At 48.1% G+C, this 23,199-nt stretch carries 9 protein-coding genes and 2 riboswitches; of the genes, 2 read left to right on the top strand and 7 right to left on the bottom strand.

Annotation, left to right across the window (positions count from 1 at the left end):
* Nucleotides 1-13: 13 nt before the first annotated feature.
* A riboswitch (cobalamin riboswitch) is annotated at nucleotides 14-218 on the bottom strand.
* A 92-nt stretch (nucleotides 219-310) separates the two neighbouring features.
* Nucleotides 311-530, top strand: a riboswitch (cobalamin riboswitch).
* 133 nt (nucleotides 531-663) lie between these two features.
* Together nrdD and nrdG are read left to right on the top strand one after the other, a co-directional pair.
* Nucleotides 664-2,757 (top strand): anaerobic ribonucleoside-triphosphate reductase, encoded by a 2,094-nt coding sequence (nrdD, locus tag K6V21_RS16215; protein ID WP_044271305.1) that lies wholly within the window; start codon nucleotides 664-666, stop codon nucleotides 2,755-2,757.
* Complete coding sequence (gene nrdG / locus K6V21_RS16210) at nucleotides 2,741-3,211, top strand: anaerobic ribonucleoside-triphosphate reductase activating protein (protein ID WP_224319271.1); 471 nt, start codon at nucleotides 2,741-2,743, stop codon at nucleotides 3,209-3,211. The genes nrdD and nrdG overlap by 17 nt, the downstream gene beginning before the upstream one ends.
* 32 nt (nucleotides 3,212-3,243) lie before the next feature.
* On the opposite strand, the gene K6V21_RS16205 is transcribed toward nrdG, so the two are convergent.
* From K6V21_RS16205 to K6V21_RS16175, 7 genes are all read right to left on the bottom strand, one after another.
* On the bottom strand, nucleotides 3,244-6,093 hold the full coding sequence (locus tag K6V21_RS16205; RefSeq protein WP_224319270.1) for a glycoside hydrolase family 2 TIM barrel-domain containing protein: 2,850 nt from the start codon (nucleotides 6,091-6,093) through the stop codon (nucleotides 3,244-3,246).
* A 70-nt stretch (nucleotides 6,094-6,163) separates the two neighbouring features.
* Nucleotides 6,164-9,508, bottom strand: a complete 3,345-nt coding sequence (locus K6V21_RS16200) for a glycoside hydrolase family 2 TIM barrel-domain containing protein (protein WP_224319269.1) — start codon at nucleotides 9,506-9,508, stop codon at nucleotides 6,164-6,166.
* 143 nt (nucleotides 9,509-9,651) lie between these two features.
* A complete protein-coding gene (locus K6V21_RS16195) occupies nucleotides 9,652-13,869 on the bottom strand; it encodes a malectin domain-containing carbohydrate-binding protein (RefSeq protein WP_224319268.1) in 4,218 nt (1,405 codons plus the stop codon).
* A gap of 9 nt (nucleotides 13,870-13,878) precedes the next feature.
* Nucleotides 13,879-16,578 carry a hypothetical protein gene (locus tag K6V21_RS16190; protein WP_224319267.1) on the bottom strand — a complete coding sequence of 900 codons (2,700 nt, stop codon included), beginning with the start codon at nucleotides 16,576-16,578 and terminating at the stop codon, nucleotides 13,879-13,881.
* 109 nt (nucleotides 16,579-16,687) lie between these two features.
* Entirely contained in the window at nucleotides 16,688-18,943 is a 2,256-nt protein-coding gene (locus K6V21_RS16185) for an alpha-L-rhamnosidase C-terminal domain-containing protein (RefSeq protein WP_224319266.1), read from the bottom strand.
* A 214-nt stretch (nucleotides 18,944-19,157) separates the two neighbouring features.
* Nucleotides 19,158-21,020 carry a right-handed parallel beta-helix repeat-containing protein gene (locus K6V21_RS16180; RefSeq protein ID WP_224319265.1) on the bottom strand — a complete coding sequence of 621 codons (1,863 nt, stop codon included), beginning with the start codon at nucleotides 21,018-21,020 and terminating at the stop codon, nucleotides 19,158-19,160.
* A gap of 41 nt (nucleotides 21,021-21,061) precedes the next feature.
* Nucleotides 21,062-23,161 carry a glycoside hydrolase family 127 protein gene (locus tag K6V21_RS16175; RefSeq protein WP_224319264.1) on the bottom strand — a complete coding sequence of 700 codons (2,100 nt, stop codon included), beginning with the start codon at nucleotides 23,159-23,161 and terminating at the stop codon, nucleotides 21,062-21,064.
* Nucleotides 23,162-23,199: the final 38 nt, after the last annotated feature.

Here is a 23,199-nt window from a genome sequence, read left to right as displayed (position 1 = left end):
ATCCCACGAGTAGCAACAGACTTTAACGAATGGCAGGTCTTCTGACTGACTCCCTTTCTGATTCCTTCCCGGCCTCCAATTCACAGCCAGTGGCTAAAGTATTTATCAAGAAAGTTATGGAGCTTCACAGCAGCGGGACTGTCCGGGATTTACACCCGATTCCCTTTTAATCCAAATGACAGAAATGTTCATCCGAAACCAATTCGGGGCAAAGATAGTGGAAATTATCATTGGAGATGCTTTTTAAAACAAAAAATATAAGCAGGGAATATTTTTTTCTATCATCCGTTGGATTATTGATTTTATTTCTAACTTTGTCAGCGATAACGGTTTCCAAATCACCGCAAGCGTGAAACGGAATTAAAAGGGAATCCTGTGAAAATCAGGGACTATCCCCGTAGCTGTAAGTTTCATCTCCCTACCATGTGGAGAAAAGATTGTGGCATTCTTTAGCCACTGGTCCTGCAAAGACCGGGAAGGCGCCACAACGGAAACAAGTCAGAAGACCTGCCGATATCTGTAATCATTCAGGCTTTCGGGTGAAAAGCGATAGAGTGCATCCTCCAAGATTCATTTTATTACTTACTCTCCTTATTTTGTCGTTTGATTTAGTATAGCTAACTAAACAAAGAATATTTATTTGTTAAATCTTAAATTACAGGTATGATCAATTCGGAGACTTTCATCGTCAAAAGAGATGGGAAAAAAGAAGCGTTTTCACTTGATAAGATCAAGAACGCAATTAGTAAAGCATTTTTATCTGTCGGCAGTTTTGCCACACAAGATGTGATCACCAACATACTCAGCCGCGTGAACATCAGTGATGGAACCAGTGTAGAAGATATACAGAACCAAGTAGAAGTGGCACTGATGGCTGAACACTATTACAGTGTAGCAAAAGCGTTCATGCTATACAGACAGAAACATCTGGAAGACCGGGAAGTACGTGACAAGCTCCGTTTCCTAATGGATTACTGCGATGCCTCCAACCCTGCCACCGGTAGCAAGTATGACGCTAACGCCAATGTGGAAAATAAAAATATAGCCACACTGATAGGCGAACTCCCCAAATCGAACTTCATCCGTCTGAACCGCCGTTTGCTGACTGACCGCCTGAAGGACATGTACGGCAAGGAACTTTCAGACCGCTACATCGAATTGCTGAACCAACACTTCATATACAAGAATGATGAAACCAATCTTGCCAATTATTGCGCAAGCATCACCATGTATCCGTGGCTGATCAGCGGAACCGCATCCGTAGGCGGTAACTCCACGGCACCCACCAATCTGAAGTCTTTCTGCGGAGGATTCATCAATATGGTATTTATCGTATCGAGTATGCTCAGCGGCGCCTGCGCCACACCGGAATTTCTGATGTATATGAATTATTTCATAGAAAAAGAATACGGAGAGGATTACTATAAACATCCGGAACAACTTGCCGACCTTTCCTCCAAACAAAGGACCATAGATAAAATAATCACCGATTGTTTTGAACAGATCGTATATTCCATCAATCAACCTACGGGGGCACGGAATTTTCAGGCAGTATTCTGGAATGTAGCTTACTATGATCAATATTATTTCAATAGCCTTTTTGAACATTTCGTCTTCCCGGACGGAAACGCTCCCCATTGGGAATCATTGAGCTGGTTGCAAAAGCGCTTCATGAAGTGGTTCAATAAGGAACGTACCAAAGCCATTCTTACCTTCCCCGTAGAGACAATGGCTTTGCTGACCAAAGACGGAGATGTATTGGACAAGGAATACGGTGACTTCACGGCCGAAATGTATGCGGAAGGGCACTCTTTCTTTACATATATGAGTGATAATGCCGACTCGTTAAGTAGCTGTTGCCGCTTGCGTAATGAAATACAGGATAATGGATTTAGTTACACCCTGGGAGCAGGCGGCGTATCTACCGGATCAAAAAGTGTGTTGACTATCAACCTGAACCGTTGCATCCAGCATGCAGTGAAATCCGGATTGCTTTATCATTTCTTCCTTGAAGAGGTAGTAGATCTGGTACACAAAGTACAACTGGCCTATAACGAAAACCTAAAGCATCTGCAAAGCAAAGGAATGTTGCCTTTGTTCGATGCCGGATACATTAATATGGGACGCCAATATCTGACAATCGGTGTAAACGGGCTGGTGGAAGCCGCTCAATTCATGGGAATTGAAATCAACGATAATCCTAAATATGAAGCTTTTGTGCAGGAGATTCTGGGAATAGTTGAAAAATACAATAAGAAATATCGAACGAAAGATATACTCTTTAACTGCGAAATGATACCGGCTGAGAATGTAGGCGTAAAACATGCCAAATGGGACAAAGAAGCCGGTTTCCAGACATTCCGCGAGTGCTATAACAGCTATTTCTACATTGTAGAGGATGAGTCGCTGAACGTCATCGATAAGTTCCGTATGCATGGACACAGGTACATAGAGCACCTGACGGGTGGTTCGGCACTCCACATGAACCTGGAAGAGCATTTGAGCAAAGAGCAATACAGACAATTACTTCGGGTAGCCGCCACTGAAGGCTGCAATTACTTTACTTTCAATATACCTAACACGGTTTGCAACGAATGCAACCACATTGACAAAAGATACTTGAAAGAGTGTCCGGAATGTCATAGCCAGAACGTGGATTATCTGACCCGCGTCATCGGCTACATGAAACGAATCAGCAATTTCTCTCAAGCCCGGCAAAAGGAGGCTGCCCGAAGATATTATGCTGAAGTACACTGATTACGACATTGTTTTTCAGGAGATACCGGATGAGGTGACATTGGCAATCAACCTTTCGAACTGTCCGAACAGGTGTAAAGGTTGCCATAGTCCCTATCTGCAACATGATGTCGGAGAAACACTGACAGAAGAAAACCTTTCCGTACTTTTACAAAAGTATGGAAAGGCTGTTACATGCGTCTGTTTTATGGGAGGAGATGCAGATCCTTATGATGTAACGTATTTTGCCAATTTTCTACAGCAGCAACAGATTGCCCCGGTTAAAGTGGGCTGGTATTCCGGTAAGTCGGAACTGCCTGACGGGTTCCCGATCCGGAACTTCCAATACATAAAACTTGGGCCTTACGTAGAAAGCCGCGGTGGTTTGAAGTCTGAACAAACCAACCAGCGGCTTTACAAGATTGTACAAGGAGAAATGAATGATATTACTTACCGGTTCAGGACAAAGAGCTAATCTCTTTCTGCCTGAACCGGAATTACAAAGTCTTATTCAAACCGAAGGACAAGGCGTCCCGTTTGCGGGCCATCCACCCATTTAGGTTGTGAAGAAGGACCGCACAAATCCGTGGAGTTTACTTTATTACGCACCGGAGGAATTACATTCAAAACAGAAATTCCGCTTTCGGGAAGTGTATACAGTAACCGGTCACGACCATCACGGGGTTGATATACTCCGATATAGGAATCAGGAGTTTCATTCGTCAGGCTGATGGTTCCCTCTTTCGTACGAATACTCATCCAGGAGACACTGCCAAAATATCCTTTGAATTCAGGATAGGTGAATGTCTCACCCGGAATAGGATCGTTATAATCATTCTCCCAGATATCATACTGCGTGCCATGAATACGATTCTGCCATACACGATACGGACCTGCTCCCAACCAACGCTTGCTGAGCACTTGTCCTTCAGGATAATCAAAGCAAATACCCATCAGGTCTACCACACCGGAGAAGTTGTAGGTATAATCAAGAGTAGCCATGCCATCCGGATGAATTGTCCACTGAGCTTTGTCTAAATTGCCCAGTTTATAATTAGCGGTGAGGATCAGATTACCCCCCTCTTCTTTTACATCCAGTTTCGTGAAGACTGCCGCGTCGGGAAATTCTGTGTAAGTACGGTCCTTTGCCTTGGCTTTTTCGTCGTCATGATTATAGAACTGATCCAGGGAACGGTCTGCACGACGTGCACCGATAAAACGGGGACCGTTGGCAAAACTAATCTTACGGTTATTGACGGATACATCTTTCAGCTGCCCGTCTTCCTTTGAAAAGACAAAAGTACGTCCGTTTGCTTTTACCGTAATGCCTTTTTCTGTTTCCGTATAGGATGCACGGCCGGATGATGCAGAAAACTGTTCTGTTTCCCGGTTCAGTTTATCTACGGGGAAAGTCCAGCGCCATAGCTCATGACCATATTTATCTATAGCTGTCAGGAAAAGAGCATCCGCTTCGGGAAGAATAGGAGTCTTGATATCCACCACTCCCACTCCATGGGCTGCTACATCGCTTCCCTGCACTTCACCTTGTTTCAGAATCCGGGTAGTTGTATTGGAAACATCCGTTACTGACGGGAACTTCACTTGCTGCCAGATAAAACGACAGGTGTTCAGGTTCAGATAATCATAACGGTTCTCGACAGAGAGTCGACCGTTGAAATTCCGGTCGATAGCGGTATTCATAACCTGCACCGGGCTCCATAGCTGCTTGATAGTGTAATAGCTGCCTTCCTTTTCATGGTGAGGGCCTACAATTCCGTCAGCTCCGAAATTTCCCTGATTGTCTATGAACCCGTCCATATCCACACGCTTCACGCCTTCATCCGCCAATACCCACAGAAAACCACCGATACAACGCGGATGTTTACGCATCATTTCCCAGTAATCATACAGGCCGGCACCATGGCCTCCGTCGTACAAACCGTGCAGGAATTCAGTAGGCATAAAGATTTCCGGCAGGCGCATGTAGTTCTGACTTTCTCCATACGAACGATAGTGCATGGTTTCGAAACCGGAGAAGTTACCTTGCGGATGGATGACCGGGCGTTTCTGCAGATCGTATTTATGGAATTCTCCATCCAGTTCAACGTTCCAGCCTTTTTCATTACCATTGCTCCACCAGATAACGGACGGATGGTTCACATCACGTTCTATCATGCCTTCAATCAGACGTACTCCCGTAGGGGTGTCGTACTTGCCATGCCAGCCACCCAGTTCATCCATAACATAGAGTCCAAGAGAGTCGCACGCTTCCAGAAATTCCGGGTCCGCCGGATAGTGGCTCAGACGGACAGAATTCATATTCATGCCCTTCATCAGAAGTACATCTTCAATATTCTTCGCTTTACTCAAGGTACGACCGCTTTCGGGACGGAAACTATGACGGTTGACACCACGCACATTGATACGCACCCCGTTCACGTACAATCCGTCACTTTCACGAACTTCGATAGTACGGAAACCGAATGTCTCGGTCGCATGATGCAGGACTTTGCCTTCTTTATCCAACAGGGAGAATTGAGCTTTATAGAGGTTTGGGGTTTCTGCGGTCCATAGGGCGGGGGCAGAAACATTCAATTGCAGAGTAGTCCAGTCGCTTCCGGCTTTTAGGGGTACGGTGGTATCTGCCAGTTTCTTCCCTTTACCGTCCAAAATCTGTGCACGGATACTCATTCCGTCACCGGAGATATTCGTGTGGCAATTGGCACGGAATGATCCGTCCATTTGCGCGTCAATGGCGATATGGCGGAGGTTGACGGCAGGTTTTACTTCCAGAAATACCGGGCGGAAGATACCGCCAAAGTTCCAATAATCGGCGCGCCGTTCGGCAAGGTTCACACTGGCATTCTCACTCTCTTTGGAAACTGTTACTTCCAACAGATTCTTCTTGCCATATTTCAGTAAATCCGTGACATTATATGAAAAGCGATAGAAGGCTCCCTGGTGTTTCGATCCTGCCTTACGTCCGTTAACCTTAACTTCCGTATCGGTCATGGATGCTTCGAACACAAGGTTCACCTGCTTGCCACGAAATTCTTCGGGAACTTCAAACTCATATTTATACATTCCTTTCTCACCGGCAATGCCTTCGGGAAAGGCTTTACCATAAAAACTGATTCCATACTGATAGGTACCAAAACCCTGCAACTCCCAGCAAGACGGGACACCTATTTTCGTCCATTTACCGGAGTTACGTCCGTCAGTACAGAAAAAGTCCCATTCTACCATATCGTCACATCCGTGGCCGGAAAGGTATTGTCGCTCTGTCTGCGGAAATGTCTGGGCAGTCAGGGTGGTGGCTAATGCCAGGGTTGATAATAAAGTGGTTACTTTTCTCATTGTTACTTTCATTATTGGTTAGTTATAAATCTTTTCACCACAGAGGACACAGAGGACACAGAGGTTATAATTATCTCTGAATTAGAAGTCTAAAAAACTCTGTGTCCTCTGTGCCCTCTGTGGTGAAATAGTTCCTTTCTATACCGTTATTCTCATGTACTGATACCAGTGCGGCGCTGGTAATCCGTATATGCAAGGTATGTTCCTTCTTATCAATGGCATACTTCTTCAGTACGCCCGGCCCGCAACTGCTGTTACCCAATCCAAGTACAGCGGCATCCAAACTCAGGATAACCTCAGAACGTGGTTTCAAATTACAGTCATGCGTTTCTTTATATAAATCCTGTGCGGTATAGTGCAGGGCAGAAGCAGAAAAGACATCTTCCACAGCATCGATACGAATACCTTTACCATGCCTGTCGGTCAGCATAAGGCGACGCACTTCTTCCTTATTTCCACTATCTTGCGGGCGGGGATAATGTACATACTGGTCGGCAACCGATCCTTTCCAAAGTCCGACAGCAGCAGAAGTCTTACGGTCAGGATAATTATCCTGCGGACCACGCCCCTGCCAGATAAAAGTACGATAATCGGATGAAAGGCAGAATGCTATTCCCAAGCGGGGTAATTCGGGCAGAATTCCTTGCGGTTGGAAAGTAGTTTTCAAGTCTATGGTTCCATCGGAAAGGATAGTATAAAGATACTTTGTCACGATCATACCTTCTTTATAGCGATTCCTGGTTTGAACCCGGACAATGACCGCTCCGTCCTCACGGATCTCATGCTTCAGAAAGTCCAGACTAATACGAGGATTATCCATTTGATGCAAGCTCCAGTCTTTAGCCAACCAGTTGCCAAAACTCTTATCATTATCTGTCGGTGCACGGAAGGCCTGCGTTACAGGTTGAAGAGGAAAATCAGCCGGATGAGCCAGCATTTCTTTTCCATGATAAGTAAGGGAAGTCAGGCTCCCGGTTGCGTTTTTCTCCCATTGAATAGAAAAGCCACTCCCACTGATGGATAAATGTTCTTCATCTTCCCTTACCTTCAGTCTCCCTCTATTCTCAAGTTTGGAAGACAAGAATGCGCCTTCCTGAATGCAGAACTGTTCCCATGCCACTTCATGCCCGGCTTTTGCCCAAAGAGCATCCCGCTTCAAGATGAAGCTTATCGTGAGACGCAGGTCAGAAGTAGCCTTTGCCGAAGCTTTCTTGCCGGCTATGGAAACAGGTAAAGGGATAGTTTCACTTTCTCCGGGGGCTACTCCGGGCAATGTTATTTCTCCTTGATCCTTCTGCTTCCCATCTATGGACAGCGTCCACAAGCAGCGATATTGGGACAAATCCGTATGATGATTCCTATTCGTCACTTTCAACTCTCCACCCTCCACTCTCAACTCCACGGGTGAGTATACTTTCTTCACCTCCCAATATTTAGGAGTTGTTTCGCGGTCACTCATCAGCAGACCATTGAAGCAAAAAGCCTTCAGATTCGGTTTATCACCAAAATCACCACCGTAAGCTACCATGATACGTCCATCGGGTAACGTCTTGTAGATACCCTGATCTACCCAATCCCAGATAAATCCGCCCAGCATACGGGGATTACTGTATATCTCGTCCCAATATTCCTTGAGGTTCCCCAGAGCATTTCCCATGGAGTGAGCGTATTCACTCGTCATCACGGGACGGTTGTCATTGGTACGTTCCGCAATTTCCAACAGCCGCTCCCAACGTGCATTTTCCGCACGTTCCTTATCCTCTCCCTCGGCAATGCCGGGGTTCAGATACTCCTGTTTTACCCGGGTATAGAAACGGCTGATTACATCTACCGTCTTCGGATCGGGTTCACCTCCGGCTCCCTGCGCACCTTCATAATGCACGGGACGTGTCGGATCGAAGTCATGCAGCCAGGCTGAAATAGCGGCAAAATTCGGACCATAACCACTCTCATTACCCATACTCCACATTACAATGCTTGGATGATTTTTATCCCGTTCTGCCATCCGCACGGCACGGTCCAGAAATGCGGCATGCCAATCGGGAGTGCTGGCTAAGGTTCCGCGCAAACCATGTTCCTCTATGTCAGCCTCATCCATAACATAAAGCCCCAGACTGTCACAAAGCTCATACCAGCGGCTGACATTGGGATAATGACTGGTTCGCACCGCATTAATATTGGCTTGCTTCATCAGAAGAATATCCTGTAACATACGTTCTTCGCTCATGACACGAGCCGTACGGGGATCGTGTTCATGGCGGTTCACCCCACGGAAACGAACCGGTGCGCCATTAACCAGCAGTTGTCCGTTTCGTATTTCCACTGAACGGAAACCGACAGATTGTTCCGCCCGCTCTATTACTTCACCTTCGGCAGTTTGCAGAGTCAGGTGCAGTTTATACAAATAAGGAGTTTCAGCAGTCCACCTTTTCGGAGATTTTATCGTTGCCGACATACGTCCCAATTTACGGGGCCCACGTTGAGGATACCATTCATTCATCCTGCCCGCTTTATGTTCCAGGTCGAGTATATCTTCCACATCCCCTTTCAGTGTCGCGATTTCTCGTCCGGAAGCATCTTTCAATACTGCCTGCAGGGTAGTTCCTTTTCCGGTCATCCCCCTGTAAACGCTGAATTGAGGATCTATCTGCAAGATGAAATCCTGATAGTCCGTAGAAACCGGAAGAGTCCGCACTGCATAATCACGGATACGGATATCGGGTGTGTGCAGCAAATGGACGCTGCGGTGAATACCACCAAAACGCCAGAAGTCCTGATCTTCAAGATAAGAGCCGTCACTATACCGGTAAACCTCCAGTGCGATCTGATTCTCTCCGGCATGCAGGTAGTTTGTAATGTTGAATTCACTCGGCTCCATACTTCCCTGGCTATACCCTACCCGCTCGCCATTTATCCAGACATAGAAAGCACTCATCACTCCTTCGAAACGAAGAAAGGTCTGGCCTCTTGCTTCCCAACCGGCAGGCAACTGAAACGAACGGCGATACTGTCCTACGGGATTCCGCTCTTTGTAAGTAGTATAGCCGACCTTCGGTTCACCCATCACCCGGGGAGGATCTATCTTGAACGGATAGCCTGCCGAAACGTATATCGGCGTACCGTATCCGTTTACTTCCCAATTGGCGGGTACGGGAAAGCTGACCCAGTCTTTATCATTGAAGTCTGTCTGATAGAATTCCGCGATTCTTTCATCGGGCACAGGTGTCCAGTGAAACTTCCATGTTCCATCCAGACAGATGGAACAATCTCCCTTCTGTGCGTGGAAAGGAGTAAATGCGGCCCGCGCCGGTTCGCGGTTGATTTGAAGTACATGGTGATTCTCCCAGTCATGCACAGTTTGTGCTGACAACTGACTGAAGAGCAATAGACCAAAGAGTAAAGTATATATCTTCATTCGCTATGCTATTAATATATAGGATAGACGGATGAAGATACGTTTTGTACTCTGATAGTATCAGATACAAGCTACGAGCTACAAGCTACGAGTAGCTGCGCTATATCCCGAAAGGCACTTGTAGCTGGTAGCTTGTAGCTGATTTACTGAATATCCAATGCATCAAACGCCAATCCATTCATATCTTCCGCCGAAAGCAGCACTTTATAATAGCCCGCATTGATGAATGTTCCGGTAGTGGTACTCATCATTTTCCACTTATCGGGCGTTTCAGGGAAAGTAAGGATATCATCTTTCAACGTCACACCTTTCGAGTCGATAAACCGCATCCGTACAGGCAGCGGCTTACCTGCCCGATTCATATACTTAAACCGGAGAGCGTAGATTTGGGCCAATCCGGTAGAAACACTCCACTCGATGCTGTTCTTCTTTCCCTTTCCCCAAAAGACGCCCATCTGTTTGCGATGCTCTTTCTTCGTAAAAGTACCTTTTACAGAAGCTGTTTCAGCCTCATACGCCACACTGGCACGAGCATTTTTATCTTCCGGAAGCAATTCCTTGGGAGTCTTTTCCAAAAGCTCTTTGTCTGCCGCCTCCCAACTCCAGTCAGAAGCCGGAAACACAGACGGTTTCAGTTCCTGATTTGCAGAAGCAATGGCAATTCCGGAAATCAGTGCCTGACCGGCCTTTACTTCCGGGAAGTGTATTTTCAGCAGGCCTTGCTTCGCAACGGCATATACTACCTTTTTGCATGCACCGTCATGACCACTTTCAGCCCATACGTCCAAATCATCCAAGACGAGGGAATCGTTCACCATTACATCAAATATGCGCAAACCTTCACAATCGGTAGAAGCACTTCCTCCCGTACCATGCCAGGGCTCTGTAAAGTAAAATTCGATACGATAGATTCCTTCGGCTACAGGAAAACGATATTCCAACTGGTGACGGCCAAAGCGGAAGGACTGGAATAACATCCAGTCGCGCGTGCCACGTATCGGATCAGACGTCGTACGCTGGCTGGCAAGATAAGGATTCAGACCTTCAAAACCGGCAGCCCATGAGCGGGAATACCCCAGATTATCCTGTGACCAGAGTTGCCCGAAGCTATCCGTATATTCATCTCCACCGCAATTGATGCGGTACAGGTAATTATATCCCTCCTCTCCCTTCAGTACAGGCTTTGCTTCCTGATAAAGCGCATCAAAGCGAGGCGCCTGCTCTAATCCTTCCAGAATGATTATATCTTCCGCAACAGGTTTTCCTTTGTAATAACCTACTGCACGAAGTACATTGTAGCGGATATCCCGGTTCTCCCACACGAAGTGAGTTCCTATTCCATTATTTTTCTTCCGTCCGAGGAAAGTGACTTTCCCATCAGACATATCGTTATAGAGCAATACAGAATCGCAATTACTATAAGCCTCGACGGTAGCCCGGCGACGCCCCTCCTTAAAACGATCCGTCCAGGTATGCGATACGAGATAAACCATAGGATCTTTGGCTGCCGGAACATAGTTGGCACGATACATATAATATACATCCAGCGGCTCTTCCCACGGAGTCACCAATCCTTTATAATTGAATGGTCCTACTTTATCTATTTTCCGGTAAGCTTCATCCGGCTGGCGGCGTCCGGGATTGTCATGACTGCTATATATCCATTGGAATTGTCCGCAAACACTATCTCTTGCCTGCTCCGCCAAACGGATCTTAGTTTCCATCAGCCGGCACATGCGGTCTTCACTCCATACTCCGTTCACCTCAAACTCTCCGGGTTCCGTATGCAATCCGATGCTTCTCCATGCACCATATTCTCCGTTCAACAGCTGGTTCTTCCGGGAGAGTTCTTTTCCATATTCGGTAACATCTCCCCCATACGTACCACTCCAGTTCTGGATTACATTCCAGTCGGTTCCTTCTCCACCATTACAGGTAGTGATGACACGCATCGTACGCGCCGTCGGATCCATCTCCCGGATAATCTCACTACATTCCTGTGCAAATTCACGGGGCAATGTACTTTCATTCTGCAATCCCCATATAACTACTGAGGGGGAATTGCGACGCTCTTTCACCCACTGGCGAAGCAGCTTCTTGAAGTTCTCCCGGAATTCCGGTGTGTCATACCATACATGTGCGGAGAATTGCGTCCAGAACAAAATACCTTTTTCATCCCAGTATTTCTGATAATCGAGATGATGGGGCTGATGGGCATCACGGAAACCGTTAAAGCCTGCCGCACATATCTGCTTTACCCTTGCAGCTACCTGCTCCCTGCTGAATGCATGGCTTTGTCCGAACTGATGCTCGTACTCGCAAACTCCATTGATAAAGACAGGCTTTCCATTCAAATAGAAACGTCCGTCTCCGTCATTCCGTTTCACCGGCCAGCTGATGGTACGGATACCGAAAGGAGTCGATATCTCATCCGTAGTCTTCGTATCCCGTTTAATCATGCTTGCCAGTTTATACAGATAAGGATTATCTGTGCTCCACAACACCGGATTCTCTACAGGAGAGTGCTGGCGAACCACCTTCATCTCTCCCGGTGCCAATGTCACTTTCCTGGCCAGACGGAACACTTGCTTTCCATCCGCATTGCTCAATTTATTGACCACTTCAATCGTTTCCGTAGTCCCGCCATAGTTCTTAACCTCCGTATCGACAAATACATTAGCTGCTTTCTCATCATTCCAGATATGTACTCCGAAAGGTTCGATACGGATTTCATCTGTACCTTCCAACACCACAGGCCGGAAGATCCCCAAGGGTTGCGAGCCTTCACTGAATCCCCATTCCGAAGAACAGCCGCCACACACCCAAGGCATATCGGCAATCATTTCCGGGTGCTCAGCTTTTACCTCCAGATGATTGCTACCTTGCCTCAATGCATCGGTCACATCCAAGGTCAATGTCGTGCGTCCTACGGGATGCCGTCCAAAATCCTGACCGTTCAGCTGAATCGTGGCATAAGTGCCTACTCCTTCGAAACGAAGAAAGTAGCGCTTGGGCAATTGACAATTGACAGTTGACAATTGACAATTATCGAGGGTGAAGTCGTTCACGTAGATGGCAGTGCCATGCAGATTGCCATGAGTGAGCTGACGATAACCATAGTAATCATCCCAGTTGTGAGGCAAACGTACCAATTGACTATTCAATTGTCCATTGTCAATTGAATTGTCAATTGTATAGGTTTTCCAATCTTCATTCAGTTCGGTCAGCATACGACGGTTCTTCGTCTCCGGTTTTGGGAAACGGACGGCAGAACGTCCCATCGGTTTACTGGTAGCAACCGCAATCCCCCGTTGTTCCGCATTATTAACCGCACAATAGAAGTGATAAACAACTCCATCATGCTTTACCACATAACTTTTGTGAGCAAACAGTTCATCATAGTTTTTAGAGGGAATAATAAGGTCTTCTCCAGTCCAGTCGGTCCAGTGCACCAAGTCATAGCTGGCAGCAAAAGTATTGAAAGCCTTGTATCTCCGTGACGGTTCAAAAGCTGAGAAATAGAACATTACATACACATCTCCCATTTTCTGTATATGGGCATCTCCTGTGATGGTTCCATCGGCTTCGTGCGCAAAGACGGGATTTCCGGGATAACGTTTCCATATTTTCATATCTTTAGAAAGGGCTATCCCTACACGTTCCCCTTTCAGACCTGTTTCCGGATGGCGGCCTCCCGCATTATAGAACATAACAAAGGGAGCACCCAACGTCTTATCCTTATCCCAATAGACGGTACTCTTATATTGAGTCAGCTTTTCCCACCATTGGGCATCCTTGTCATGGATACTCAGAATGGGCTTATTCAGGGACTCCCACTCGTGTGCAGTAGACAAATCTCCTTTCGTCCATGCCAGACCGACAAAAAGCGGTGCCTTCACAGCCTCGTACCCCGTTCCTTCTCCACCGATGTAAGTCATCCAATGACGGTCCTTATAAGTCTGAAGTTCATAGCTTCCTCCCCACTCCATATCCGGCAGGGCAGGAAATCCACCTCTTTGATTGCAGTCCCATTCACCATCCCGGTACGAGAGAACCCGCCCCAATGTGCGCCACTCAAGCAAATTATCACTTTCTGCCAGCCAGGTTTCATAACCACGGCCGTCTGTCCCTCCCTTACCGTTATAAACAACATAGGTCATCAGCCATTTGTCTCCCTGACGGAAGACCGTAGGGCAATCTATTTTATGGTGATTGTCCTCCGGGGCAACCACCAGTCCATATTTATAGGGTGTTTTTGCTTCTTCGAAAATCTGTTCCATCCGCTCCTGCGCAACATCACGCTGAGCAAAAACGGACCAAACAGATATCATGCAAAAGAATGTCAGTGATAGTTTTCTCATGATTCAGTATTAATAAAACAACCAATCCATTGTTTCTTCGTCTCCGGCCAATCCTGCATTACGGGCTTTCATATCCGCATCCGTAAACCCCAGAACCTGAAGATATCCTTTCGGCAACATCAGCGTATGCTTGCCTGCCTGAAAACTATATGCATGTACATTGGCCAGTGGCATTCCACTGATACGAACAGCATTCGTCAATATCGGTTCGGCCTGACCGTAATCATTAGCCGAAGCATCAATCTCAAGTTTCGGTGCTTTGGCATATTTCTTCTGGTCATCCTTGAAATAGGCAACCAGCAATTTTACCGGCGCATCCGTTTCAAAAGTAATACTTGTTCCCTTTTCACGCTGCTCATTGGCATTGAAACGAAATGCTTTCAATCCTTCCAGTTCAGGAGCCATGGCTTCTATCTTTCCCGGCAGATTAGTAAACAGGGAAGCGCCCTCACTTAATTTAACGGTCGGATAACCGGATAGAATTTTCACGCTAGCGGAAGCCCAGGCCGGAATATCCACCGATTCAACAGTTGCTTTTCCATTTTGTTTTTCCTCCAGTAGAACAAGGTTCGCTTTAAAATTCTCCAGTTCCTTTTCGTAGTGTACCAGCAATTCTTTCCAGGTCTTATTGTTGCCGCCATCTCCACCTATAGGAATACGGCGTTGTGCTGTCTGCATACTATTGGCATACAGATAATGCGCATCTGTAAGTTCCACTAACTTACGATAATGTTCCAGACTCTGCTCCATCAGAGGGATGGCATTTTCCAGATTCTTCAGATCTTTCCCCCACTGATAATCCAATACCAGTCTGGCAGCTTTCACTTTCAGATTAAACGCATATGCAAACTCGCGATAACAATGCATATCATTCTGCAAACGTGCGAACTCATCTTTATTGTCAGATACGGAATTTGCTGCCTTATCAATGGCGGCTACCGCTTTATCTCCATGCTCTATAGCCTGGGCAATGATATCCAAAGGCAACTCACCTGCATGAGGTTGTTTTTTCCATTCCTTTTCTACATATTCTATCAGTTTCTCACCTTCCGGTCCGCAACTTTCATAGAACCCCGGATAGATGGTGTATTTGTATGGATTGACAAACTGACTCATAAACATACCCAGCAACAATGTCTGGCGATTTCCTTCTGTGATGCCGAAACGACGCAGCAACTTCGGTGCTATTTCGCCACTTTCTTCATATGCCTCACGAATCAGTCCGGCATTTTCATCAGATGTACCATAGAATTTGCCTAACTGATGATTCCAGTAATCAATTTCCTGCGAGCGATCACGACGACAGTTCCATGCATATCGTCCCCAGGTCTGATACCATATCCAGTCACGGTCAAGCTGAAATTCCCTCTTGCCATCCGGTAATTTGTCGGCGGTGTATGGCCAATCCCAGTAAGAAGCCTGTGGGTAAAGATGCAGGGCATTCGCACCATGAACATCGTGCATGGCCTTTACAGCCTTCTGCACAAAATCGGGAGAACCCCAACGGAAAGGTTCCAGATTCGCCAGAATATGAACATTACTGATATGGATAGAACCGAGTGAGCTCAAATCCGTATGTATCTTTGCCCAGGGTCCGCGAGGCTCATAAGTGGTCAGTGATTCACCGTTATACTTATGCATGGTATAAAGATTCTTATAGAGCGGCAGGGCAGCATCCATCACTAATTTACAGTCCGTATCGTGTGCACGCAACAAGAGAGGCGGCTCATCTGTACGTCCAAGTGCCTGTAATCCATCCTTTACTCCGGGAATAATTGTCTTTGTGAACCATTCCACATCATCCTCCACTGTACACATGGCTTCACCCAGGCAAACAAGCAATCCTACATTAGGATATTTCTCAATAAAAGCGGCAATGCTCTTACGGGTATAATCCGCAATTAAAGGAGTAATAGGACGGTTACGATCCTGTGTTCTCAGACCGTAATGTTCGGCAAACGGCTTTGACAGGATGATATTGTAGAACATTTGTATCACAAAGATACCACGCTTATCCGCTTCTTCCGTGAGGAAAGAGAACATCTCTTCGTTCTTCTTGAAGGTCTCCTCGTCCACTTCCAATGCAAACGGGTAGTCGTCCAGCTTCACTAACGAAGCAAACGGATGCCCGTTCCAGAGATAAAGTGAGTTCATACGATTAGCAACCAGCATATCCAGATATTTAATCCATTGTTCTTTATCATAGAACCAGGGAAAACTCTCCGGTGTATAAGGATATTCGTATACGCCGTGACCCGGCAGATAAGTCATCTTCTGCAATCCCACGCAAGCGCCACGCAATACCATCTCCGGCCCGTCCGTCAGTTTCTCGGGGAAGTTCAGTTTGCCTTCCGAACTACTCACACGGTCTATCAGTTCACGGCATCCATAGATGACACCGCTGCCATCCCTGCCTGATACTTTCGTCAGATTACCAACAGTTGTAATCTGAAAGCCTTCTTTCTTCAAAGTCGTATCATTGGTTTCTGTCAGTAGGATGGTTCGGACATCCGGGTTGGAGAGTATAGTATCTCCCTGTTGCATCACAACCTGATAGCCCGCTTTATCCAGAGTGGTTTGTAACTGTTCCGCACCAAACAGAATACGGTTCGACGCATCCGGCGGAGTTATAATCTTCACGGTTTGCTTGCCGCACGCTGCAAAAAGAAGTGCACATGCCGCAAACATGAATAATCTGATATTTCTCATATTTCTATTTATGATTACTGTCTCTCTCTTTTTCTACGGAAGAAGGGAAAGAGGAGAGTTTATAGTAAAAAGACGCAGCAAGTACCCGTTTGTACTCACATACTGCTTCTCAGTCCTTCAATCCGGTAACAATTCTCTCTTCCGGAGTATCTATCCGGAGGCGCCAGGTATTCTCATCAATCTTTTCCACAGTTCCGATATTGGCCTTTGGCTGCCGGCGGCTTTTTATCGTCAGATAACCTTTGCCTTCGGTCGCGCGTACCTTAACCGTTCTTCGGTCCATATAGATATGTATATTTCCGTTCGGTGTAGGTACACTGCCTTCCATCCATTTCAGACCTCCCAGTACCGGAGTTATAGAGAATTCCTTATAGCCTTCTTTCACAGGTTTCACTCCCAGGTAATATTTGCCGATCAGATAAATAGGACTTGCTCCCCAGGCATGACACAGACTCTTCCCATAAGGACGACCATACATGGAAAGATGCTGCGTACCGCTTTCCTCCGGATTATATTTTTCCCAAAAGGAAGTGGCACCTTCTTTCAACATTCCTCCCCAATACGCTTTCATTTCCTGCATCACTGTTTCTTGTTCACCAAGCGCACAAAGGGCTTCTAACTCATAAAAGCGCATATAGGGAGTCGTGATCTTCAGGATGCTGTCATTCAAAAGAACGGAATGTTTGATGGCCTGCTGTTTCTCCGGACTCAGATAGTTGAAGAAAACGGAAAACATATTGGCATAACGGGTGACGGCATCGCTCTGAGCACCATTGATGCTGTTATGTACAAGGGCCTGTTTCGAGGCATTCCAGAATGTCGTTTCCAGTTTGGCTTTCAAGGCGGTAGCCAGTTTTTCATATTTCTGTTGGTTGGTCCGGTCTCCCACCAACCCTGCACAGAGCGCCATGGTCTCAAGACTCCGGCAGAACAGGACTTGCTCAAAGGAGAGTTCTCCCTTTTTATCCAGATAACCGTCCGCCCAGTCCACAAATACCCAATCACCGGACATACCTTCGACCATGCCGTTCCGGTTGGTGCGTCCCAATACATAATCCATCATAGTCTGCATACGTGGATAGAGTTGATTGACGAACTGCCGGTCACCACTATACAGGTAATAATCGTAGACGCTGAGGAACCAGTAGAATGTATAATCCATAATCGTATTGCTGTGACTGGTCACAGGATCTTTGCCGCGAAGCAACCAGATGGTGCGTTTCACCGACTCACTGTCAAAGAAGAGATAGTAGTTCATCAGGTAGCTTTGGATGGCGTCTCCGCTCCACACCCAACGGTCGCGCTTGATGCCATCGATGAAGAACTCGCGGGTGGTGAGGTGCATGGTGTAGGCACCCACTTCCCAAATGCGGTTCAACTCTTCGTCGTTGCAACGGAAATTTCCACGATATTCTTCGGGAAGGTATTCGTATTGCATGGCTACTTCGCCTATCTGCACGCCCGGTTCGTGGGTGATGTAGACGTAGCGGAAAGCTTTGCTATTCTCCAGGGTATACTCGTTTTCGGAAGAGGAAGAGGAAGAGGAAGAGGACGAGGATGTACGCCCGTTTTCGGAAGAGGATAAGGGGGATGTCCGGCGGATGGCAAGGTCGGTGACTTGCCCCGCTTCCAGTTGCAGTTTATCCAACGTTTCGCAGTATGCCTTGTCTTTCGCTTCTTCCGGACTTTCACCGTAATAGATGTCGATGATGCCTTTGCCGGAGAGATTCTTCAGAGTGAGGTAACCGAATGTTTCTTTTCCGAAATCATAGAGGATGCCTCCTTCGGGTTGCGCGGTGCGGGAGGTGGGTTGATGGGGGGTCCGCATCAGCCGGAATTGGGAAGGACGCTCGGTGGCTCCGTCAAAGTTCCAGCATCCGGCATCCATATAGATGGTGGCGGAGGTGTCACTGGCTTTGCCGCTTTCGTCAATCCATTCCTTGTCTTCATAAGTCACGCGCCAGGTAGCATCGGAGTTTACGGTCTTACCTTTTACGTAGATGGCAGGAGGAGTCGACTGATTCCAGACTTTAATATTCAGGTTATGTCTCCCGGCCGGAAGCAATAAGGTTTCCGGCATACCGAATTGGAGTTTCCCATCCAGCTTAACATTATACTTTCCTTCGGCGGCAATGAAGATCTCTTCCGGTTCGGAAAGGTTCAGTTGCTTGCTGAATTCCACGACTACATAGTGGCTGTCGGTCTTCCAGAAAGGAGGGAAAAAGGCACCGCGCTCCGTGCGGCGGTTATTCATCTGATTGCCTAACCATATTTCATAATCGCCCGGATACCATATCCAGGTCTGGGCTGAGGTGCAGGCGGCCAATGACATGGCAGCCAAGGTTATTATCCATTTGTTCTTCATTGCTACTATATATTTGAGTTATGATTGTAGAAGTTTGGTAAATGATAATTTATCGCGCAAAGCGCGATAAGTAACGAGCTACAAGCTACAAGTGACAAGTACCTTTCGGCGTGATAGCCGGGCGAATTATTATTCGCCCACGAGTACAGCGCAGCAACTCGTTACTGGTAGCTCGTAGCTCGTAACTTAATTTAGCGGCTTTGCCGCTAAATTATCATTCATTCTTCAAGCCTCTATATTCCTCTTCCAGCCCTGCCCGCTCACGGATTGCCGCATCCACTCCCGGCCCGTTATTCTCCCACACATTTCCGGGGCCGTTGGCGTTTTGCAGATACTTCTCCCCTTCCGTCCAGTTATCGCGGACGGTGATGAAAGACGAACCCTCATCGGTATAGAGATAGAACCAGTGGTTGGGGTCGTGCACATAACCCGGCTTATAAATGCTATGCACACAATTCTCCGTCACGTATGTCTTGGGCTGGGAACCTAACGTATAAATACCTGCCACATCATACATATGCTTCGCATAGTGATGGATCAGATTGGCATGAACCTGATTGTTCTTCATGCAATTCACAGTCTGAGTCCATCCCCAGCCAAGGCTGATGCCGCTATAAGGCACTTCGCATATTTCATTGTGCACGATATGGATGTCGCTTACATATCCCGCGGCAATGGCGAGGCAGCCCCAATCGTCGTTACCCGTCTCCGTAAAATAACAGTTCTCGATTCGTTGATGTGTACACACTTCGCGGCGGTCGGCAGGATCGTACGGAAGATGTGTCTCGTGGGCAGCCGGGGAGAAACTCCCGACCAATAAGCCATTCCCCGCAATATCACGGAAGAGGCAACCACGGACGATTCCCCCATGCACCGCTTCTTCATAATCCAACCCTGTGGAGCCCAGATGTTCGAAATGACAGCGTTCAAAATCTATCGCCCCGGCAGCAACCACCCGAACTGCCGCCGCAGGACGTCCCAGCCAGCCCTGGTTATCCAACGGATGATTCCTGTAATCCCGTTTCATCTTCGGGGTGATGCGATACCCGTCCGTCAGATACATACCGGCCTGAAGGGGGACGTGCCCTTTTACGGAAGGACGCATCCAGGTGGTATGGGAGAAAGTGATCCGCTCGAAACGAAGATTAGTAACCGGGCGATCCAAAGTACCTTCAACTTGCACCAATGTCTCAATGGCAGGCACAACCGCTTCCGCCGATTGCATATCTTCTCCCTCACGCGGATAATAATAAAGTTTACGGGTATCTATATCATGATACCACTCTCCCGGAACATCCAGCAGTTCGCGTGCATTGGTCAGATAGAAAGCTGAATTGTGCCCGTCGGTCGTCACCATGGGGCGCGGCCAGGGGTGTTCAAACTGGATACGACTCTCGGGCTGATGGAAACGGACTGCCGCACTGTCTCCCAGAACCTGCACCGAACGAATCCGGAGATTGGCCACACACCACATCTGGTGAAGCACCATTTCGGCGTATCTTGACTTTAACGCGCCTCTCCCATCCGTAATCTGACGAACGGCGGCGGCAGGCACATAAAGCGTCTCAGTCTTCTCATCGACACTGCAAATGCGATGCATCCTCTCAAAGTCCTCCACATCACGGGCACGCGTGGCCTTCCGCCCATCCACCCACAATTGGCGGAAATCCAGCGGACGGCCATTGAACATCGGTACATCCGCCACCCATAGTTTTCCTTGTCTCTTCCAGTTCCTGATGGGCGTACCGCCACTTAATACGGCATCCTCGCCCGGAACGGAACGGATAACGGTGGGCGATTCCCGCGTCCCGCTATCTTCAGGACGAACGAATACCGGTTCATAGAGGGAATAGACACCACCCTCCATATATACTGTGATGCCTCCCTGCACACGATTATCTCCTGTCCGGCGCCACTCGCGTGCCTGACGCAGGGCGGAGGTCAGTGTTGCCTTCGGAGATTGGCGGGTACCATCATTCTGATCATTTCCACGTGGGGAAACCCAAATATCGCCTGCATGCCCTACAAGGGTGAGGAGCGACAAGGCAGTTATTAGTATGATTCTTCTATTCGACATAATGATTTGATTATAGATATGCGGACGACGCGGATCTGTATTTATCTCCCCAGCGGCATCCAAACGGTCATTTCCCCTTTCCCCCTATTCCCCCAGGCATAGTAAGGAATCAAACGGATATCCACCGTCTTCCCGGCGGAACCGACAGGCCGGTAAAGTACCCCTTCCCAGGAATCGGATGAAATCAGACGGGCTTTGCCTTCAAGGGCGACAACCGGACTGCCCGCAACCGTCACTTTCTTTGGAACAAACTTAATATCGGCAGGGATCAGTACATTGTCAATGCTTTCGCCACCTGCCATATCCGCGCTCTCCAAGCAATATACCAGCGGCCCGCGCTTCACCACTACCTGATTGCGTATTTCCTCCGCCAGCGGATGAGCCTCAAGCAAGCGGACAGGCATATCCATCACCCACTCTACCACATCCCCCTTCTTCCAGGTACGTTTTACCTCCGCATACGTATTTGCTTTTGCGGCAACCGGAACCGGCTCTCCATTTACGGTGAGCGTGGCTTTCCCGCACCACTCCGGTACGCGGAGGAAAAGGGAGAACGCTCCGGCCTTGCGGGGCACCCGGTCGAACTCTACACGTACATTGCCCTCCCAGGGATAAGCGGTCTTCTGTGTCAAAGCAATTTCCCCTTTATCTCTCCAGTTTGTAGTCAATATATTCGCGCCATACAAGTTGCAATAAATGCCTTCGGCACCCAGTGTATAAGCATAGTTCTGCGCCTGGCAGAGTGTGCGCAGCATATTGGGCGGGCAACAGAAGCAACTGATATACTCCGTCCGTTCCTTCGGCCAGCGAAGTGTATAAGGCAGGTCGGCACTGATGCGGAGCGGATTCGTATAGAAATACTTCTTTCCGTCCAGACTGATACCACTCAGAACGCTGTTATAAAGACATGTCTCCACTATCTCCGCATACCTGGCATCTCCCGTCACCTCCAGCATGCGCCAGTTGAAAAGCATATTGCCGATGTTGGCGCAGGTTTCATTATGGGCTGTGCTATTGGGTAATTGGTAAGGGCGGCCATAGCTTTGGTGTACCTTCTGAATACTATCCGGCTCATAACAGGTGCCGTCGGGCGAAGTTCCGTCATAAAGGGCACCGCAAGCCCCGGTCACGTACATCTTCCGGGTGACGATGTCGTTCCAGATACGGGTCAGATTCTTCATCAATTGCTCTTCGCCGGTTTCGGCATACACATCCGCCACCCCGGCATACAGGTAATTGGCACGCACCGCATGCCCCATCGCCCGGTACTGTTCGCGGAAAGGAATGCGGTCCTGATTATCATCCGTACCATTTTCCACCATCCCCCGGATGTCTATCAGATTCTTCGACAGTTCCAGGTAACGCGGATTCCCCGTGGCGCGGTACATCTCGACTACGCCCATATAATGGGAAGGGCAGATGGCGTTACGGGCCAATTCGGCGGAAGCGGTCTCATAGAAATGACAAAGGAAATCGGTGGCACGAACGGCTGCCTCAAAAAGGGTGGTCTTCCCGGTGGCACGGCGGTGGACGATGGCGGCCATCATCAGATGTCCCAGGTTGTAGGTTTCAAAGTTCAGCCGGTTGGCAAAGGCTCCTTTCTCGTCTTCGGCACCCACCTTGGTTCCGACGACTGTTTGCCCGTGCGGTTCTTCCGGCAGGGCATGGGTGTCGATGCCTTTGTTCAGTTCGCCGATGATGACCGGGGTATGGATATATCCGTCCGCCCGCTGGGCTTTTACGACGCAGGCTATGAAACGGTCCATCAGCTTGTCCAGTTCGGGGTCTTTGTTGACGGCATAGACTGAGGCTACGCCTTCCATCCATTTATACATGTCGCCGTCGTGGAAGGGCGGCCCCCAGTGTTCGCCCTGGCTGATGCCTGCGGCAATCTCGAAGTTACGGAATCCGTGGGAGACGTCGGGTGTGTTCCAGGTGTTCCACATGCTTTGCAGGGAGGTGCGGCTGAACACGTCGAAACGTTCTGCCCAGAAGCCATCCGTCCAGTGCACGGCGTCGATGCCGGTGTTCACCATCCGGGCGTAGCGGCTCCGGCTCATATCCGTCAGTCCGTTGCTCTGTGCGAGTGCTGCCGTGACGGAGGCGGAAGCTAAGAGAAGTATCAGTTTAATCTGTCTCATGAATAGGGGTTCGGTTGGTACATACTATATTCTAAAAG

This window comes from Bacteroides cellulosilyticus, from assembly GCF_020091405.1.
Classification (GTDB): domain Bacteria; phylum Bacteroidota; class Bacteroidia; order Bacteroidales; family Bacteroidaceae; genus Bacteroides.
This window is presented reverse-complemented; position numbering and strand designations above follow the sequence as displayed.

Coding starts and splice junctions, on each gene's coding strand:
- K6V21_RS16185 (WP_224319266.1), bottom strand. CDS start 18,943: ATGAAGAACAAATGGATAATAACCTTGGCTGCCATGTCATTGGCCGCC.
- K6V21_RS16180 (WP_224319265.1), bottom strand. CDS start 21,020: ATGTCGAATAGAAGAATCATACTAATAACTGCCTTGTCGCTCCTCACC.
- K6V21_RS16190 (WP_224319267.1), bottom strand. CDS start 16,578: ATGAGAAATATCAGATTATTCATGTTTGCGGCATGTGCACTTCTTTTT.
- K6V21_RS16200 (WP_224319269.1), bottom strand. CDS start 9,508: ATGAAGATATATACTTTACTCTTTGGTCTATTGCTCTTCAGTCAGTTG.
- K6V21_RS16195 (WP_224319268.1), bottom strand. CDS start 13,869: ATGAGAAAACTATCACTGACATTCTTTTGCATGATATCTGTTTGGTCC.
- K6V21_RS16175 (WP_224319264.1), bottom strand. CDS start 23,161: ATGAGACAGATTAAACTGATACTTCTCTTAGCTTCCGCCTCCGTCACG.
- nrdD (WP_044271305.1), top strand. CDS start 664: ATGATCAATTCGGAGACTTTCATCGTCAAAAGAGATGGGAAAAAAGAA.
- nrdG (WP_224319271.1), top strand. CDS start 2,741: ATGCTGAAGTACACTGATTACGACATTGTTTTTCAGGAGATACCGGAT.
- K6V21_RS16205 (WP_224319270.1), bottom strand. CDS start 6,093: ATGAGAAAAGTAACCACTTTATTATCAACCCTGGCATTAGCCACCACC.